This is a genomic window from Streptomyces sp. NPDC056835, from assembly GCF_042789485.1.
Classification (GTDB): domain Bacteria; phylum Actinomycetota; class Actinomycetes; order Streptomycetales; family Streptomycetaceae; genus Streptomyces.
Genome location: NZ_JBHUBB010000046.1, coordinates 26,557 through 42,672, shown reverse-complemented (window position 1 = coordinate 42,672; position 16,116 = coordinate 26,557). Strand labels below are relative to the sequence as shown.

General features: G+C 69.2%; 18 protein-coding genes, 1 tRNA gene and 1 pseudogene. 9 read left to right on the top strand and 11 right to left on the bottom strand.

Going from position 1 to position 16,116, the window contains the following annotated elements; all coding sequences use genetic code 11:
• The first annotated feature begins 188 nt into the window (after positions 1-188).
• Positions 189-548 carry an ArsR/SmtB family transcription factor gene (locus tag ACFRMN_RS35160; RefSeq protein WP_383027700.1) on the top strand — a complete coding sequence of 120 codons (360 nt, stop codon included), beginning with the start codon at positions 189-191 and terminating at the stop codon, positions 546-548.
• 113 nt (positions 549-661) lie between these two features.
• A complete protein-coding gene (locus ACFRMN_RS35155) occupies positions 662-2,026 on the top strand; it encodes an MFS transporter (RefSeq protein WP_383027697.1) in 1,365 nt (454 codons plus the stop codon).
• A 31-nt stretch (positions 2,027-2,057) separates the two neighbouring features.
• Here ACFRMN_RS35155 and ACFRMN_RS35150 read toward each other — a convergent pair whose 3' ends face one another.
• Together ACFRMN_RS35150 and ACFRMN_RS35145 are read right to left on the bottom strand one after the other, a co-directional pair.
• A complete protein-coding gene (locus tag ACFRMN_RS35150) occupies positions 2,058-2,462 on the bottom strand; it encodes a (2Fe-2S) ferredoxin domain-containing protein (protein ID WP_383027694.1) in 405 nt (134 codons plus the stop codon).
• Positions 2,459-4,462, bottom strand: coding sequence for a heavy metal translocating P-type ATPase (locus ACFRMN_RS35145; protein ID WP_383027692.1), 2,004 nt, complete (start codon positions 4,460-4,462; stop codon positions 2,459-2,461). The genes ACFRMN_RS35150 and ACFRMN_RS35145 overlap by 4 nt, the downstream gene beginning before the upstream one ends.
• Before the next feature lie 98 nt (positions 4,463-4,560).
• Here ACFRMN_RS35145 and ACFRMN_RS35140 point away from each other — a divergent pair, with 98 nt between their 5' ends.
• The 5 genes from ACFRMN_RS35140 to ACFRMN_RS35120 all read left to right on the top strand — a co-directional run bounded on the left by ACFRMN_RS35140 (position 4,561) and on the right by ACFRMN_RS35120 (position 8,794).
• On the top strand, positions 4,561-4,935 hold the full coding sequence (locus ACFRMN_RS35140) for an ArsR/SmtB family transcription factor (protein ID WP_383027689.1): 375 nt from the start codon (positions 4,561-4,563) through the stop codon (positions 4,933-4,935).
• 218 nt (positions 4,936-5,153) lie between these two features.
• Positions 5,154-5,531, top strand: a complete 378-nt coding sequence (locus ACFRMN_RS35135) for a hypothetical protein (RefSeq protein ID WP_383027687.1) — start codon at positions 5,154-5,156, stop codon at positions 5,529-5,531.
• Between the two features lie 168 nt (positions 5,532-5,699).
• Positions 5,700-6,371, top strand: coding sequence for a carbonic anhydrase (locus tag ACFRMN_RS35130; RefSeq protein WP_383027684.1), 672 nt, complete (start codon positions 5,700-5,702; stop codon positions 6,369-6,371).
• Positions 6,368-7,897, top strand: a complete 1,530-nt coding sequence (locus tag ACFRMN_RS35125) for a SulP family inorganic anion transporter (RefSeq protein WP_383027682.1) — start codon at positions 6,368-6,370, stop codon at positions 7,895-7,897. The genes ACFRMN_RS35130 and ACFRMN_RS35125 overlap by 4 nt, the downstream gene beginning before the upstream one ends.
• Before the next feature lie 738 nt (positions 7,898-8,635).
• Positions 8,636-8,794 carry a hypothetical protein gene (locus ACFRMN_RS35120; protein ID WP_383027680.1) on the top strand — a complete coding sequence of 53 codons (159 nt, stop codon included), beginning with the start codon at positions 8,636-8,638 and terminating at the stop codon, positions 8,792-8,794.
• Between the two features lie 100 nt (positions 8,795-8,894).
• Here ACFRMN_RS35120 and ACFRMN_RS35115 read toward each other — a convergent pair whose 3' ends face one another.
• The 3 genes from ACFRMN_RS35115 to ACFRMN_RS35105 form a co-directional block, all read right to left on the bottom strand.
• Complete coding sequence (locus tag ACFRMN_RS35115) at positions 8,895-9,179, bottom strand: hypothetical protein (RefSeq protein ID WP_383027678.1); 285 nt, start codon at positions 9,177-9,179, stop codon at positions 8,895-8,897.
• 85 nt (positions 9,180-9,264) lie between these two features.
• On the bottom strand, positions 9,265-9,681 hold the full coding sequence (locus ACFRMN_RS35110) for a hypothetical protein (RefSeq protein WP_383027675.1): 417 nt from the start codon (positions 9,679-9,681) through the stop codon (positions 9,265-9,267).
• 116 nt (positions 9,682-9,797) lie between these two features.
• Entirely contained in the window at positions 9,798-10,766 is a 969-nt protein-coding gene (locus ACFRMN_RS35105) for a hypothetical protein (protein WP_383027673.1), read from the bottom strand.
• 144 nt (positions 10,767-10,910) lie between these two features.
• On the opposite strand from ACFRMN_RS35105, the gene ACFRMN_RS35100 reads away from it, so the two are divergent.
• Positions 10,911-11,102, top strand: a complete 192-nt coding sequence (locus ACFRMN_RS35100; protein WP_383027670.1) for a hypothetical protein — start codon at positions 10,911-10,913, stop codon at positions 11,100-11,102.
• Positions 11,103-11,666: 564 nt separating this feature from the next.
• Here ACFRMN_RS35100 and ACFRMN_RS35095 read toward each other — a convergent pair.
• The 3 genes and pseudogenes from ACFRMN_RS35095 to ACFRMN_RS35085 form a co-directional block, all read right to left on the bottom strand.
• Positions 11,667-11,739 (bottom strand) — tRNA-Arg (locus ACFRMN_RS35095).
• A gap of 379 nt (positions 11,740-12,118) precedes the next feature.
• Positions 12,119-12,261 (bottom strand): annotated as a pseudogene (locus ACFRMN_RS35090) (sensor histidine kinase); the annotation flags it as partial.
• Positions 12,262-12,549: 288 nt separating this feature from the next.
• Positions 12,550-13,476, bottom strand: a complete 927-nt coding sequence (locus ACFRMN_RS35085; protein ID WP_383027667.1) for an MBL fold metallo-hydrolase — start codon at positions 13,474-13,476, stop codon at positions 12,550-12,552.
• 100 nt (positions 13,477-13,576) lie between these two features.
• On the opposite strand from ACFRMN_RS35085, the gene ACFRMN_RS35080 reads away from it, so the two are divergent.
• Positions 13,577-14,569 (top strand): cupin domain-containing protein, encoded by a 993-nt coding sequence (locus tag ACFRMN_RS35080; protein WP_383027664.1) that lies wholly within the window; start codon positions 13,577-13,579, stop codon positions 14,567-14,569.
• A gap of 59 nt (positions 14,570-14,628) precedes the next feature.
• On the opposite strand, the gene ACFRMN_RS35075 is transcribed toward ACFRMN_RS35080, so the two are convergent.
• The 3 genes from ACFRMN_RS35075 to ACFRMN_RS35065 form a co-directional block, all read right to left on the bottom strand.
• A complete protein-coding gene (locus tag ACFRMN_RS35075) occupies positions 14,629-15,192 on the bottom strand; it encodes a hypothetical protein (RefSeq protein ID WP_383027662.1) in 564 nt (187 codons plus the stop codon).
• A 27-nt stretch (positions 15,193-15,219) separates the two neighbouring features.
• Entirely contained in the window at positions 15,220-15,411 is a 192-nt protein-coding gene (locus tag ACFRMN_RS35070; RefSeq protein ID WP_383027659.1) for a hypothetical protein, read from the bottom strand.
• A 205-nt stretch (positions 15,412-15,616) separates the two neighbouring features.
• Complete coding sequence (locus tag ACFRMN_RS35065) at positions 15,617-16,018, bottom strand: XRE family transcriptional regulator (protein ID WP_383027656.1); 402 nt, start codon at positions 16,016-16,018, stop codon at positions 15,617-15,619.
• Positions 16,019-16,116: the final 98 nt, after the last annotated feature.

The following is a 16,116-nucleotide window of genomic DNA, read 5'->3' as shown; positions in this document are numbered from 1 at the left end:
ACAGCCGACGCCCGCCAGCCACAGCCGACGCCCGCCAGCCACAGCCGACGCCCGCCAGCCACAGCCGACGCCCGCCAGCCACAGCCGATGCCCGCCGAACGCGGCCCGCTCTCCTGGCAGCGTTCCCGCCCAGACGTCCCACCGGTGGCTGAGGGCTTCCCGTCAGCGCACACGCCTACGATGTGTTCATGCCCGGACGCACAGAACCCTCAACAGCGAGTGATACGCATCAGCACACGCCCGGCGTCCGTGAGCTTGCCGCGGCGGCGTCGGTCTTCTCCCTGCTCGCCGACCCCACGCGACTGCATCTGGTGTGGCTGCTGACCCGAGGCGAGTCGGATGTGACCGCGCTGGCGGAGGCGTGCGGGGCGGCGCGGCCCGCGGTGAGTCAGCATCTGGCCAAGTTGCGGCTCGCGGAGCTGGTGCGGGCGCGGAAGGACGGCCGTCATGTCGTCTACGCGCTCACGGACGGACACCTGCGCCGCCTGGTCGTTGAAGCGATCAGTCATGCGAACCACCAGGTCACCGGCGAACCCTGGCACGACTGAGCACTCCCGCTGATTTCCTCCTGGCCGGATCCAGCTCCAACATGTGCATGGATGCGCACATGTGCACTAAATTAATGAGCGTAGCCCGCCCGCCGGTCTAAGGAGCACGTCGCATGCTCGTTGTGCTGCGCAACCGCACGTATCGGCATCTCTTCACGGCCCAGGCCATCGCGCTCGTCGGAACCGGTCTCGCCACGGTGGCCCTGAGCCTGCTCGCCTACGACATGGCCGGGGCGGACGCGTCCGCCGTCCTCGGCACGGCCCTGGCGATCAAGATGGTCGCGTATGTGGGCGTCGCCCCGGTCGTCGGCGCGTTCGCCGACCGGATACCGCGCCGCGCGCTGCTGGTGTCGATGGACCTGATCCGAGCCGGTGTCGCGCTTTCCCTGCCCTTCGTCACCCAGGTCTGGCAGGTCTACGTCCTGGTCTTCCTGCTGCAATGCGCCTCGGCGGCCTTCACCCCGGCGTTCCAGGCGACGATTCCTGAAGTCCTTCCGGAGGAAGGCGATTACACTCGCGCGCTGTCGCTGTCGCGACTGGCGTACGACCTGGAGAGCCTGTTCAGCCCGGCGCTGGCCGCCGCTCTGCTGACCGTGATCTCCTACAACTGGCTGTTCGCCAGTACCACGGTGGGCTTTCTCGCCTCGGGGGCACTGGTGGTCTCGGTGCTGCTGCCCCGGCCGGCGCCGGTCGAACGCGGTGGTGGCGTGTACGCGAAGACGTCCTTCGGTACGCGGCTGTTCCTCGCCACCCCCAGACTCCGTGCCCTGCTGGCGCTGGACCTGGCGGTCGCGGCGGGCGGCGCCATGGTGATCGTCAACACGGTGGTGCTGGTGCGCGACAACCTGGACCGGACCGTCGGCGACGTCTCGCTGGCGCTGGGCGCCTACGGAGCCGGATCCATGGCCGCCGCGCTTCTGCTGCCCCGAGTACTGGACCGCGTCAACGACCGTACGGTGATGCTGCCCGCGGCCTTCGCCCTGACCGGGGTGCTGATCGCCCTCTCCTTCGGCACCGCCGTCGCCCCCGGTCCCTGGGCCTGGCCCGCCCTGCTCGCCGGCTGGACGGTGCTCGGCGCCACGTCCTCCGCGATCCTCACTCCCAGTGGACGGCTCCTGCGACGCTCCGTCACGGCCGCCGATCTTCCGGCCGCCTTCGCCGCACAGTTCTCCCTGACGCACAGCTGCTGGCTGCTCACCTACCCCCTCGCGGGCTGGCTGGCGTCAAAGGCGGGCATGCCCGTGGCGGCCGCCGCACTGGCCGCTGTCGCGCTCGCCGCCGCTGTCACCGCACTGGGCATCTGGCCACGCGAAGACCCCGACCAGCTCGACCACCTGCACGACGAACTCCCCGCGGAGCATCCGCATGTACGGGACGCGATCCCCACCCGTGACGGATGGCGGCACGGCCACGACTACCGCATCGACACCCTGCACAGCCGCTGGCCCTCACCCCGCCGCGCCTCCGAGAGAGTCTGACCGCCGGGGCCCACGGGGGCGCCCCGGGAGATCAGTCCTCGAGTTCCCGTCGGACGCGGCGGGAGGGGGTGAAGGTGTAGAGGTCGAGGATCTCGGGCGGGTCGGCCAGTCCGGGGCCGCCGTTCTTCACCCAGGTGGTGATGTCGGCGGCGGCGTCGAGGTCGTTGACCGGGCCGAGCCAGACCGGGCGGCCACCGGCCCGCCGTCCTTCGGCGGAGGGCTGGATGACGACGACGTTGGCGTGTTCGCAGGCGTCCAGGCAGTCGGTACGCCGTACGGAGGCCACGTCCGCCAACGATGCGCGGAGACCGGCCAGTTGAGCGGCGTGGTCCAGGTGCGGGACCTTGGGGGTGCCGCAGCAGCAGCCGCGGCAGACGGTCACGGTGGGACGGGCCGCCCCCGGCGGGGTGGCGGCCTCCCGACCACGGCGGCTCATCGCGCGTCTTCCGTACCGGCGGGTGTGGCGGCGCGGCGCCAGGCCGCGTCGCGGAGCAGGCGCAGGCCGTTGAGGCCCACGATGACGGTCGAGCCCTCGTGTCCCAGGACGCCGAGCGGCAGCGGCAGATGGCCGACGAGGTCCCAGATGACCAGGCCGGAGATGAAGACGCTCGCGATGATCAGGTTCTGGATCACCAGGCGGCGGGCCGCGCGGGAGAGCGCGACGACGGCCGGCACGGTGGCGAGTTCGTCGCGGACGATGACGGCGTCGGCGGTCTCCAGGGCGAGGTCGGAGCCGGCCCGGCCCATGGCGAGTCCGGTGTGGGCGGCGGCCAGCGCGGGGGCGTCGTTGACGCCGTCGCCGACCACCAGCACCTTGCGGCCGGCCGTCTCCTGCTCCCGTACGGCGGTGACCTTGTCCTGCGGGAGCAGCCCGGCGCGGACATCGGTGATCCCGGCCTCCGCGGCGAGGCGGGCGGCGGCTCGCGGGTTGTCGCCGGTCAGCAGAGTGGGGGCGGTGCCGGTCAGGGTGGTGAGGGCGGCGACGGTGGCGGCGGCGTCGGGGCGCAGCCGGTCGGCGATGCCCAGTACCCCGACGGGGACACCGTCGCACTGGACGAGGACCGCGGTGCGGCCACCGTCCTCCAACTCGCTCACGGCCTGGGTCACGGCCGGGTCGGCGGTGTCCGTGAGGAGACGCGCGGGCGCGCCGACGGCGACCGTACGGCCGTCGATGACGGCGGTGACTCCGACGCCGGGGGCGGAGGAGAAGTCCCGTACGTCCGGGAGGACAAGGCCCCGTTCCCGGGCTGCGGTGACGATCGCGCGGGCGAGCGGGTGCTCGCTGGGATGCTCGGCCGCCGCCGCCAGGCGCAGCAATCCGTCCTCGGTCGGCTCGTCCTCGGCCGGTCCGGCGCCGGGCAGGGGGCGGATGTCGGTGACACGGGGGGTGCCTTCGGTGAGGGTGCCGGTCTTGTCGAGGGCGACGGCGTCGATCTGGCCGAGCCGTTCCATGACCACGGCGGACTTGACCAGTACGCCATGGCGTCCCGCGTTGGCGATGGCGGACAGCAGCGGTGGCATCGTGGCCAGCACCACGGCGCACGGGGACGCCACGATCATGAAGGTCATCGCCCGCAGGAGCGCGTCGGTCAGCTGCGCGCCGAAGGCCAGCGGAACGCCGAAGACCGCGAGGGTGGCGAGGACGATACCGACCGAGTACCGCTGCTCGACCTTCTCGATGAACAACTGGGTCGGCGCCTTGGTCTCGGAGGCCTCCTCGACCATCGCAACGATCCGGGCGATCACCGAGTCGGACGCGTCGCGCTCGACCTTCACCCGCAGCGAGCCGGTGCCGTTGAGGGTCCCGGCGAACACCTCGTCCCCGGACTCCTTGGGCACGGGCAGGGGCTCACCGGTGATGGTCGCCTGGTCGACCTCACTGGCGCCGTCCAGTACCCGGCCGTCGGCGCCGACCCGCTCACCGGGCCGGATCAGGAGGGTGTCGCCGACCACGAGGTCCTTCGTGGCGACGGTCTCCTCCCCGCCGTCGTCCAGCAGCCGGGTCGCGGTCGTGGGCGCGAGATCGAGCAGACCGCGCACGGAATCCGCGGTACGGGCGGTGGCCAGCGCCTCCAGCGCGCCGGACGTGGCGAAGATGACGATCAGCAGCGCGCCGTCCATCACCTGCCCGATCGAGGCCGCGCCGATCGCCGCGACGATCATCAGCAGATCGACATCGAGCGTCTTCTCCCGCAACGCCTGGAGCCCCGCCCAGGCGGGCTCCCAGCCGCCGGTCACATAAGCGAGCGCGTAGAGCGGCACCCAGGCCCACGCCGGGGCGCCGGTCAGTTGCAGGGGCAGCGCGATCAGGAAGAGGACCAGCGCCGCGGTCGCCCAGCGGGCCTCGGGCAATGCGAACACGCGCGTACGACGCCGGGGAGCGGCACCCCGCCCGGCCGTGACCGGGGGAGAGGGATCGGTGAGCGTGGAGGACATGGAGGCGGATTCCTTCAGCAGCGGACAGCACGGACCAACCCATCCACCATACAAGAAAGAATGAACATGTCTTCATCTGTCATCGGTAGGATGGCGCCATGGGCCACGGAGTCGATGACACGAGCACCGCCACCACCCGCGAGCGTCTTGACGTCGCGGGGGTCGCCGATGTCGCCGCCACCCTTCAGGCGCTGGCGACTCCTTCGCGGCTGTATATCCTCGCCCGCCTCCAGGAAGGCCCGTGCGCCGTCGGCGAACTGGCCGAAGCGGTCGGAATGGAGCAGTCCGCCTGCTCCCACCAGCTCCGCCTCCTGCGAAACCTCGGTCTCGTCACCGGCGAGCGCCGGGGCCGCTCCATCGTCTATGCCCTCTATGACCATCACGTCGCCGAACTCCTCGACCAGGCGCTCTTCCACGTCGAGCACCTGCGCCTAGGACTGCGCGACGTCGCCCCCGGTGACGTACTGCCGTAGGGGGCCGAACCAGCGACCGCGACCTGGCCCGATCGCCGTGCCGCCGCCGCTGGTGGGCCGGCCCGACCACTCTTCGGTTTGCCCGGGCCAGGAGCCTCACGGGGGTGAAACCCTTCCGTAACCACGAGGCATCGGCTGCGTTTACTATGGCAACTAGCCTTGTGGAACAGGCGAATTCGTACGTCGTCGCAGCGGAGCCGTTTCCAACGACGTGGGACTTGGAGCTGAGCGTCGTGTCGCAACGCAAGCCGGTATGGGCCGTGTTGGGGGCTCTTACCGCCGTCTTGCTGGTGCTCCAGCTGTTCACGCACGCGGCGCCGGTGGGATCCGCCCACTCACGGCACGTGACGGCAGCCCAAGCCGAGACGGTCACCTGCCACGGCTCGCTCATCCTCGGTGATGTGTCCCAGCACTACCTGACACGCGATCGCCAGTGGTCCGAGACGTACGCCCCGGATGGTTCCACAGCCGACGCGCCCGCCATGGACGCCGGCGTGCTCGTGGAATCTCCGTTCCGGGCCGCCGGAGTGTCACTCCCACAACCAAGACCGGCCGTCGGACCGACTCTCGCGGCGCTTCAGACCTACCGCTGCTGATCGATCCCGCGGGCAAGCGCCGATCCCGACGGCTGGAGCCGGGCTCCAGCCGCCGTGCTCACCCGCGCGTTCGCGCGAGGCACGGGGCGCCGGCTCCCGCTCGCTGTTGTGACACTCCGCCCTGTAGGACCGACGCGCCCTCGTGGCGCGCCCAGGAGGCATCCCCACATGCAGCCCCTCATCGATTACGCCAGGTCGTTCCGGCAGCAGACCGCGGCGCGGCCGGAAGAGTTCGCCCGGCTCGCCGAAGGCCAGGCACCGCAGGCCCTGTTCATCACCTGTTCCGACTCACGGGTCATCCCGTCCCTGATCACCGGCGCACGCCCGGGGGAACTCTTCGAACTGCGCACCGCGGGGAACATCGTTCCCCCCTACGATCCCGAGCAGCCGACCGGCGAAGCGGCCACCATCGAGTACGCGGTGGAGGTCCTTGGTGTCACGGACGTGGTCGTCTGCGGTCACTCGCACTGCGGCGCCGTGGGCGCGCTTGTGCGCGGCGACGACCTGACAGCCGTGCCCGCCGTACGCGACTGGCTCACCCATGCGGCGCCCCGGGCGGACGGTACGAAGGCCGACGGTACGAAGGCCGACGGTACGAAGGCCGACGGTACGAAGGCAGATGGCACGAAGGCCGATGGCGCGAAGGCCGACGGTGATCCCGCGATCGCGGACGCGGTGCAGTCCCATGTCCTGGCCCAGATTCTCCGGCTGCGCTCGTACCCGTACCTCGCGCGGCGGCTCGACGCCGGGCAACTGCGCCTGCACGCCTGGTTCTACGAGATCCACACCGGGACCGTGCTGGCACACCGCCCGCCCGCCGACACCTTCGTCGCGCTGTGAGCGCGCGCAGGGGGAGTGCCGGTCCATCGTCCGACGGCTCCCGCAGGGGCGGTCACCGCAAACCCGCCGGCACCCCGGGCTTCCTTCCGCGGCAGGACTTCGCCGCCTCCCTCGTCGTCTTCCTCGTCGCCCTGCCGCTGTGCGTGGGGGTGGCCGTGGCCTCCGGGGTTCCGGCGGAACTCGGCCTGGTCACCGGGATCGTGGGCGGGCTGGTGACCGGGCTGCTGCCCGGCAGCAGCCTCCAGGTCAGTGGCCCGGCGGCCGGACTGACGGTGCTCGTGTTCGAGGCCGTGCGGGAGTACGGACTCCCCGTGCTGGGGGTCATCGTCCTTGCCACGGGCCTGCTCCAGATCCTGATGGGGGCGCTTCGATGGGGGCGGTGGTTCCGTGCCATCTCGGTCTCCGTGGTCGAGGGCATGCTGGCCGGGATCGGACTTGTCCTGATCGCGGGTCAGCTCTACTCCATGGCCGACAAGAAGGCTCCGGCCGAGGGCCTCGCGAAGATCGCCGGGCTGCCCGCGATGCTTGCCGACGCGGCCGGTTCGCCTCAGGCGCGGGCCGCGCTCGGCCTCGGTGCCGGCACCGTCGCGGTGCTCATCCTGTGGAAGAGGCTCCCCAAGGCGATCCGGACGGTGCCGGCGCCACTCGCCGCCGTGGGGCTCGCCACGCTCGCCTCGGTGTTCCTCAGCCTGCCGGTGTCCACGGTGGAGGTGCGGGGGCTCCTCGGCGCCGTCCAGCCCCCGTCACCGGGGGCTTTCGGGGAACTCATCAATGTGGGTGTCCTCGGCACGGTGGTCGCTTTCACTCTGATCGCCTCGGCCGAGAGCCTGTTCAGCGCGGCCGCGGTGGACCGGCTTCATGACGGAGCGCGCACCCACTACGACAAGGAACTGATGGCCCAGGGCGCGGGCAACGCGGTGTGTGGCGTACTCGGGGCGCTGCCGATGACCGCGGTGATCGTGCGCAGTGCGGCCAACGTCCAGGCAGGGGCGCGGACGAAGGCGTCCCGCGTGCTGCACGGTGTCTGGCTGCTGCTTTTCGCCGCACTCCTCCCGGCCGCCCTGGGAGTCATCCCGATCCCGGCGCTCGCGGGCATCCTCGTCTACTCCGGTTTCAAGCTGATCCCGGCCAAGGAGGTGGCGGGGCTGTGGCGTGAGCACCGGGGCGAGGCGCTGATCCTGGTCGTCACCGCGGTGTCGATCGTCGCGGTGAGCATGTTCGAGGGTGTACTGATCGGGCTCGCCCTCGCGGTCGTGAAGACGGCCTGGGAGACCTCACACGCCCGGCTGGAGGTCGTGGACAAGGGCGCCGGCCCCGTTCAGGCATACGTATCGGGAAACGCCACGTTCCTGCGCCTCCCGAAGATCCTCGACAGCCTGGAGGCGCTGCCGCAGAACCGGCCGATCCAGCTCGACCTGTCGGGGCTGCACCACCTTGACCACGCCTGCCGTACCGCCCTGGAGAACTGGGCCGTGCGGCACAGCTCCGCGGGCATCGAGCCCGTAAAGGTCACTTCCTCGGGCTGACGCGCACGCCGGCTGGGCGGTCGTCGATCCGCGACCGCCCAGCCGGCGAGGTACGGCCGGAGTACCGGGTCACACGCGCCTCGGCGGCCACGGACCGGCTTGCCCCAGTCTCGCTAGATGCTTGCGTGCGCGCATATGCACATAATGAAGTGTGCGGGCAGTGCCCAACCCACCTGCCCTGTACGTGAGACCGGAAGGTGTGAGCCGCCGTGAGCGAGACGAGCGCACCCCGGGAACCGCACGGCCATGACCACGGAGGCCAGGGACATGATCACGGTTCGGGCCGATGGGCGAGGATCAAGCATGGCGTCGCACATGCGGTGACCCCGCACGGTCACGAAGCCGCGGACGAGGTCGACCCGGCGATGGAGTCCTCGGCTCAGGGCATGCGCACTCTGTGGATCTCGCTCGCGGTGCTGGGTGTCACGACGGTGCTGCAGGCCGTGGTCGTGGTCATGAGTGGGTGGCTCACTACCGGATCAACACCGGACGGAAGATCGGGTCGGCGGCGCTGGTCGCCTGCCACGTCGTCATCCGCTCGCGCACCAACGCTCCGTTCTCACCCGATCGAATCCATCGGGTCGTATCACGCGTTCGAGTGCAGATACCTGGACTCAGGGGCAGGCCCCTGCACCCCTCAATGAATTCGAATGCCAGTTCCATTGCATGATCGGCGGCACAGGCACCGACTCGCTCGCCGCACCCCCAGCGCCCGCGACCCGCCACAGGAGGCACCACATGCCCAAATGGACCCTGCACCACGGTGACGCACTCACGCTTTTGCCCCAGCTCGACATACCCGTCGATGCCGTGACCTGCGACCCGCCGTACAACAGCGGCGGCCGCGAAAACGCCGACCCCCGCGACCAGCGCGGCCACGCACGCTCGCCGCGTTGACCGAAGACCCGAGTAGCTCCGCTACCAGGGCCTTTGGCCGCCTCGCGATCGCACGCACCGGACGCCTCTCCTTGACGCGCAAACGTTGCCGGTCGCGGCACTAGGCATGTGCCTCGACCTCTCCGGCCATGACCTGAGGAGCGTTGGGAAGCAGGGACGCGAGGTTGTCCCGCACAAAGTCCGACGCCCTCTTGATCGACTCATCGGCACCGGCTTGGTCCCGGAAGACGCTGGTCGAGAAGACCACTCCGTTCCCGGGATTGATCCAGTAGAAGGCCACGAAGCCAGGGATCTGGCGAACGAGGGGAATGAATCCCTCGTTTACGAGGCGGCCCACCTCGGCAGGATCGGTTACCCCTTCGTACCGGCGGACTGCTGCGTACATGGCGCTCCTTACGGGTTCGGGGTGGATCCTTTGCTGAGACGCCATACCCGCACGGCAGTTATCCGCCGCGCGAGGCGTTAGGCAATCACCGGAAAGGCCGCCTCCAGTGACGCCAATGGCGCTGCTTGGCGCCGAATGGGATGTCTGACCCGATGGCGCCCACCTGTCGGCCGCAGTGGATTACGTCGCGCAGTCGAACAGGCAACACGAAGGCCCCGACCGATTCCCACGGTCGGGGCCTTCGACGTACGGGGCGACTACGGCCGCCGGTCTTCGCGGCAGCCCTCGTGGTCGACGCAGGCAGGGCGAGTAGGCGCAGCGTGAGGCACGGCCCCACCGGTACATGCTCGCGCCGCTGGTAGTTCGAGTGCTTGGGGACGCGGAGGCCGCAGACCGGGATCTCGCCGTGTTCCTCTTCGCCGTTCTCCAGCCACCCGATCTCGCGGTGCACGATGCGGTGCAGGTCCACGATCAGCCGCTTGGCGTCGATCGCGCGCAGCACCCGCGACGGCGGCCATACCGAGCGACGCCACTCGGGCGGTTGCACTACGTCTTCCACCCACTCGCCGCCGATCCAGCGCCGGGTTGTCGTCGTCCGCTTCAGTTTCGACGCCGTCGCTACACGGTGTGCGAGTCCATGCCTTGGGACCGCCCCCACCACGCCATCACCTGCTGGAGGGTGTTGGCCCCAATCGCGATCTTCACGGTGGCCAGTTCCTTTGCCACGGTCCGCTCACTGAGCCCGATGCGCGGGCCGACCGCTTGTTGGGCAACGCCGGCGTCCAGCTGCCGGAGGATGGCCTCCTGGCGCTCCGACAGGCCGCTGCTCGGAGCCGGGCGCAGATCCTGCCGGCGGGTGCTTCGCTCCCAGGCGATCCGGAAGGTCTCGCGCATCGAAGTAACCGCGGCCCTATCGACAACGTGCCAACCGCTATTCACAGCGGCGCCCTCTACGACCAGGTTATCGACGAACAGGTCCTTGCCATCCACGATGATCATCCGCTGGAAGGAGTCTCTGCTCACACGTACCTGGCCGCCGGCTGCGATGATCTCCTCGACGGAGGCCCGCGTCTGCTCGTCGTCGTAGGCGAGGGCCGTGTACAGCGTCATCACCTCTGCCCCACGCCCCAAGGCCGCCACGTTGCGGGCGACGCCCACCCGGACGATCTCCGGGTCTCGCTCTCCTGGGGCGCCCGGCTGTGCCGTGCACAGTTCCTGGCTCGCGTTACCCACGATCTCACCGACGCGCGCGTTCATCTCGGCAGGGCTGCCAAGGAACTCTGAGCCCGGCCCGCCATACCAACGGTGCGGGTCGAAATGCACATGCAGCGCTTCCAGATCAGGGATGTGACCCATCCGCTCTACGGCCCGGGTGAGGTCCTTCTGATACGCGGCCAGGAGGCGCGAGGCAACTCCGCGGGGGTCGTGGGGGATCCAGGCACCAGCCGTGTAGGGGTTGGGGGAGACGAGTCCGGCGCCGACAAGCCGGCCTACGGGCCGGTCTCCGGGGTCACCGCCCGACGCGATGATGCGGTAAGTGTCATGGTCGTCATTCGTCAGCGACAGATCCGCCGATGCGCCTGTCATATGCCCCCCCTTTGGCATGCAGGTTCCAGCCGTTGCAGGTTCTCGCTTCAACCATCTCTTGGGTATCACCCATCCCGCATAGCACGCTGACTTTCAGTTACTTGATCGCATGTGCATTCGAAGTGTTACTGAAAGGGGATCACTATGCCCAGGACGGCTTACCGCCTCGTGGTTGCGTCTCTGCTCGCACTCGCCGCCGTCATTGCACCCGTCGCCATTGCGACGGCCGATGACGCGCCCCAGACCGCGACCGTCACCACAGATGCCGGATGGGGCTCCACCCCCGCGAACGCCCCGGAGCCCGTCCTCGCCCAGGATGACGCCGGATGGGGCTAGGCCTCCGCACCACTGGAGGCCCGGTGGCCGGAGAGTGGGCCACCGGGCCTCGCCATCACCACGCAGGGGGAAGCACGAACGGACAGCAGAAACGATCCTTGCGGCTGGACCTCCAACTGGAAGCAATAGCTGACACCGTGGCGATGGCCCAGCAGGAGCCGTCGCCGGAGCGCCGAGCCGACCTTCTGCAGTTAGTGGAGCGGGCCTTCGCCGTGTATCACCAGGAGCACAGGGCGGCACTGGCGGCGCGACAGCATTTCCGGCTGCTTCAGGGAGGCATGAGCGTCGTCGTACCGGTCCGCCCAGTCGGCGAGGGTGGATCGGCGGCCCCGTCTGATGGACATCGACTTGCCGCTGATGCGTATAGAGCCCAGCCGCCTGATGTGCGTGCGACTTCGGGAGCGCTTTCGCCCGCTTGGCAGCGCTGACCTGGGGATAGTCCATGATCAAGTGGGAGCGAAATGGGAGCCGATCTTGATTCCCGGACGTGCTCCAAGGTGCTCGACCGTCCCCCCACATGCCTGACCGTTCGCGAGAACGTGCAGGTCATGTGGGGGACGGGCGTGCCCCCGGCAGGATTCGAACCTGCGACACCCGCTTTAGGAGAGCGGTGCTCTATCCCCTGAGCTACGAAGGCGAGGGCTTGTGGAAAACCTTGTCGAAAACCCGGAAGGGAAGCCGCGCTCGGTCAGACCAAAGTCCCAGGTCAGACGGTTTACCCCTGGCCTCCTGACCGTTTTCGGAGCGACGGTTGAGTAGGCGCGGAGAGGTGGACCTCCCGACCCCAGACAGGGTAGCGGATTAGGCGACAGAGGGTTGGCCCCGGCCGTGCACGGCCAAGAACTCGCAGTTGTGGGGGTTGCCCGTGCGGCTTGTCCGGCGCGTGGGGGCCGCCCGTTTCCGTGTCGGGCAGCCTGGCCGGAGATGAGGATCCCCGCGACGGTCAGGGGCGTGCCCAGGACCCTGCGCCGCTGTCCCGGTCATCACTCACGCGGCGGTTTCCGGCCCTGTCCCGGTCACCATACGCAGGGCAGTTCCACGTTGATCACTGTCGGGCCTCCCGGGGGCTGGTCACGAGCACCGCTCCGTCGAGTGCGGCGACCCGGCGCCGTATGCCCGCCAGTCCGGAGCCGCCCTTCTCGTCGGCGCCGCCTCCTCCACAGGAAGGTGACGAACCATCGCCACCCGAAGGCGATGCGGCCCACGTGATACAGAAAAGTTGCCATGACGGTGAGAAGGCCTCCACGTCGGCGGTGCGAGAAAGGGGATGAGAGGCTTCCTTCGTCCGCGTCGGCCGGGGGCCGGGACGGCGTGCCTCATTGATCTCCACGATCCCGTCCGGCGAGCTCCGTCACGCCCGTTTCAGGAACAGGTGAAGCCCGTCCGGTCCGGGGCAGGAAGAGGGCTGTGAGCGGGGTGGGGCCGAGGCTCACTCAGAGACTGACGCCTACTCCTTCGGGGCGGCCGTCGCCCATGGGCCGAGGGCGAACCCACCACCCTCGCGTCGGACTTCCAAGGCACCCGCACCACCGAAGTGCGCGGGGACGAGCAACTCCCGTTCATCGGCCGCCCGTCCGAGAATCCGGCGGCGGCTGGCCGCCGCCTGTTCCGGGGCCAGGCAGGCGTTGCTGTTGCGGCAGGGGTCGAGGATCTGCACCGGGCTGTGCAGCAGATCTCCGACGAAGACCGCCCGGTCGCTGTCGGACGCGAGTCGCAGTACGGAGGAGCCGGGGGTGTGGCCGGGCGCGGACTCCAGGGTGAGGTGTTCGTCGATGCGGTGGAGGCCGTCCCACAGCACGGCCTGTCCGGCCCGGTGGATGGGCGCGACGCTGTCTTCGTAGATCAGGCGGTCGACCTCCTGCGCGCCGTTCCCGTACGCGTTGTCCGGACCGTAGTGGAAGTCGTCGGCGGCCGGAATGAGGTATTGGGCGTTGGGGAACGTCGGTATCCACTGCCCGTCCGCGTCGACGGTGTTCCAGCCGACGTGATCGACGTGGAGGTGGGTGTTGACGATGACGTCGACATCCCCCGGGCGGACACCGGCCCTCGTCAGGAGGCCGAGGAAATCCCCCTGACGCCGGTGGAAGTACGGCGCCATGCCCGGTCGTTCGCGCCCGTTGCCCGCTCCTGTGTCGACCAGGACAGTCCGTCCGGCGCTACGCAGTACCCACGACTGCAGCGCGAGCACCGTCCTGTCACTGTCCGGCCTCCAGTGGTCCGGTGCGAGCCACTGCTCGTTGTCCTTCCATACATCGGCACCGACTTCCGGAAGGAACTCGGAGGTGGGCAGGAACGGCTCGTGCCACTCCACGACCCGGATGACCTCGACATCCCCCAGCACCATGCTCTGCACACGCTCGTTCTCATTCATCATGTGCTCGACCCTAAGAACGGTGAACGATCCTCTCAATGCGCATCCGGCTCAATGAAATACGCTTCCGTCTCATGTCTGAGATGGGAGATATCCTGGATGGATGGATGTGGTGAGCGACGCGATCTCTGCCGTGCACCTCGGGCACCCTTCGTCCCAGCGGGTGCGGATGGGTGGTAGCTGGTGCGCGCGGCTGGATCCGTACGACGGCGCGGGCTTCCACGTCGTCCTGAAGGGCAGCTGCTGGCTACTGACCGACGGCGGTGCCCAGGTGTCCCTCGGTGTGGGTGACGCGGTGCTGCTGCCCCATGGCGCGGGCCGCGTGATCGCCGATTCCCCGGTCGACGCGGCGACCGCGAGGGAGAAGGCGGTGCCGGTCGATCGATTGCTTGTGGGGACGGGGACGGGAACGGGGGCGAGCCCGAGGTCGGGGCCGCGAGCCCGGCCCGGTCGCGACGAGACGGAGCTGCTCTGCGGCAAGTACTCGCTCGACTGCAGCCGTATGCACCCGCTCATGGCGGAACTCCCCGAGGTCGTCCACCTCCCCAGCCGCGTGGGCAGCCATCTCGAACTCCGGGCCGCCATCGACCTGCTCGCCGGGGAACTGGACGAGGTGCGGCCCGGCTCCTGCGTCGCGCTCCCGAACCTGCTCGACCTGCTCCTCGTCTACATGATCCGCTCCTGGATGGCCGAAGCCACCAGCGGATCCTGGCCCGGTGCACTGGCCGACCCGGTGACGGCCGCCGCCCTGCGGGCGCTGCACTCCAACCCGGCCGCGCGGTGGAGCAACGACCTGCTGGCCGCGGAGGCGGGCGTCTCCCGGCCCACCCTGGCCCGCCGGTTCACCACCCTGGTCGGCCGCCCTCCGATGTCTTACCTCGCCTGGTGGCGTGTGATCCTCGCCGCCACCCTGCTCCGCGACACCGGGGAGACCCTGGCCACCATCGCAGGCCGAGTCGGCTACGGCAGCCCGTACGCACTTTCCCACGCCTTCGAGAGGGAGTTCGGTACGACACCGGGGCGGTATCGAGCGCAGGTCGCGGGCCGATCCGCTTCCGCCGCAAACCCTCAACCGGCGTCAAAAGGAACACACTGACCTGGTGCTTTCGGAACGTTGCTGCGCCGGCACGGATTGGCGACCGGATCACAGCCGGATCACAGGTCGTTGAAGTTCCAGAACAAGCCGACCTCGGTGTCCGAGACGATGACCAGGCCGCAGTCCTCCGTGAAGACGCTCAGCGGGCTGTACCCCAGGCTCTCCAGCGTGAAGTCGAGTGTGCCGGGCGCGCTGCCGGTCTTGCTGACGTTGGTGCGATAGATGGCCTTGTCCCCGAAACGGGCCAGGATCGTGCGCGCCATCGCCCTCAACTCGTCAGCGGACTCTTCGAAGTACCGGAGGTTGGACAGGGTGCAGCCGCCCTCGGTGAGGGCCAGGAGCAGGTTCTCGGCACTGTCCTGGTCGATCGCCTTGAGGCGCGGCGCGACATACTCCGGGGGGTGGACGGCGAAGGGCCACGTGGGGTTCCCCACGCGCTCGGGGTCCTTCTCCGCGTCGTCGACGCGGGCCCAGCCCCGAGGGTCCGGCACGGCCCGGGCCATCAGCGCGAGGACGTCGAGCGTCCAGTCCTCGTGGCGGTGCGGGCCGGTGGCGATGTACGCGTACGCGTCCCTGTACAGGTGGCGTACCGCGGCGTCCCAGGACGTCTGGCCGGCGGACATGTGGTGCGGGCCTTTCTCGGCGGGACGCTATGGCTTGTAGGGCATCGACGTCATGACGGTGAACGGCGGGGTGCGGTTGCTGTCGTACCGGATTCGCGTGTCGATGCCGGTCACGTCGTACGCCTTGGCGTCCATCCCGCCCTCCTTGTACCCGGACAGCGGGCAGCAGACCATGCGACTGCTCGCGTCGGGTGTCCGTCTGAGTGAAGACGGCTTCACGAGGCTCCCGTGCCGTTGAAAGAGGTGTTCGAACGGGACGTCATGGTCGATCACGGTTGGACCTCACCGGGGGGCTGGTCACATGGGCCTGTGACAGCTCCAGGGAATGGTGCTTTCTCCCTGGTGCGTGCCTGTGCCGCCCCGCGGCCTTGTCTGCGGAGCGGCACAGAACTCTGCGCCGCCGGGTATGTCCAACCGCGGTGAGTCAACCGCCGTCAACGTAGGCGCGTGCGGCGACCATGACGTCCTTGAAGCGCCCGTCGGCGATCACCGTAAGAGGGGCTTCGTCCTCAAGCTGCGGGTTCATCCCGATCATCCAGGCACGCGCGGTGTAAAGGCTCTCGGCGTCCTGGATGAGTTGGAACACCTGCAAGGCCGCGCGGAGACGGTCCTCCGCCTCCTGGCGTGGTGCTGAATCGCCCGAAGCCCACTTACCGACCTGTCGAGGATCGTTGATGTTGGTGATCCGAGCGGTCAGGCGCTGGCCGAGGTTATCCTGCAGGAAACGGGCGATGTCCGCGATGGACATGCGTACGGTGGTGACGTGGGCTCGCTCGGCGCTTGCCGCACTCTTGCCGGCTGCAGGATTGTTGGCTGTGGTGACCATGGCATTTCCTCCCTCGTGTGTCCGACCGCACGCCTGGCCGATGGCCGGCTGGTCGCGTGTCAGGCAACGGGTGCAGGACTTGATCGCGGACAACTCGG

What these genes read in the sequence shown, in the direction of transcription:
- ACFRMN_RS35160 (WP_383027700.1), top strand. Translation starts at nt 189, where the DNA reads ATGCCCGGACGCACAGAACCCTCAACAGCGAGTGATACGCATCAGCAC.
- ACFRMN_RS35155 (WP_383027697.1), top strand. Translation starts at nt 662, where the DNA reads ATGCTCGTTGTGCTGCGCAACCGCACGTATCGGCATCTCTTCACGGCC.
- ACFRMN_RS35150 (WP_383027694.1), bottom strand. Translation starts at nt 2,462, where the DNA reads ATGAGCCGCCGTGGTCGGGAGGCCGCCACCCCGCCGGGGGCGGCCCGT.
- ACFRMN_RS35145 (WP_383027692.1), bottom strand. Translation starts at nt 4,462, where the DNA reads ATGTCCTCCACGCTCACCGATCCCTCTCCCCCGGTCACGGCCGGGCGG.
- ACFRMN_RS35140 (WP_383027689.1), top strand. Translation starts at nt 4,561, where the DNA reads ATGGGCCACGGAGTCGATGACACGAGCACCGCCACCACCCGCGAGCGT.
- ACFRMN_RS35130 (WP_383027684.1), top strand. Translation starts at nt 5,700, where the DNA reads ATGCAGCCCCTCATCGATTACGCCAGGTCGTTCCGGCAGCAGACCGCG.
- ACFRMN_RS35120 (WP_383027680.1), top strand. Translation starts at nt 8,636, where the DNA reads ATGCCCAAATGGACCCTGCACCACGGTGACGCACTCACGCTTTTGCCC.
- ACFRMN_RS35115 (WP_383027678.1), bottom strand. Translation starts at nt 9,179, where the DNA reads ATGTACGCAGCAGTCCGCCGGTACGAAGGGGTAACCGATCCTGCCGAG.
- ACFRMN_RS35105 (WP_383027673.1), bottom strand. Translation starts at nt 10,766, where the DNA reads ATGACAGGCGCATCGGCGGATCTGTCGCTGACGAATGACGACCATGAC.
- ACFRMN_RS35100 (WP_383027670.1), top strand. Translation starts at nt 10,911, where the DNA reads ATGCCCAGGACGGCTTACCGCCTCGTGGTTGCGTCTCTGCTCGCACTC.
- ACFRMN_RS35085 (WP_383027667.1), bottom strand. Translation starts at nt 13,476, where the DNA reads ATGATGAATGAGAACGAGCGTGTGCAGAGCATGGTGCTGGGGGATGTC.
- ACFRMN_RS35080 (WP_383027664.1), top strand. Translation starts at nt 13,577, where the DNA reads ATGGATGTGGTGAGCGACGCGATCTCTGCCGTGCACCTCGGGCACCCT.
- ACFRMN_RS35075 (WP_383027662.1), bottom strand. Translation starts at nt 15,192, where the DNA reads ATGTCCGCCGGCCAGACGTCCTGGGACGCCGCGGTACGCCACCTGTAC.
- ACFRMN_RS35065 (WP_383027656.1), bottom strand. Translation starts at nt 16,018, where the DNA reads ATGGTCACCACAGCCAACAATCCTGCAGCCGGCAAGAGTGCGGCAAGC.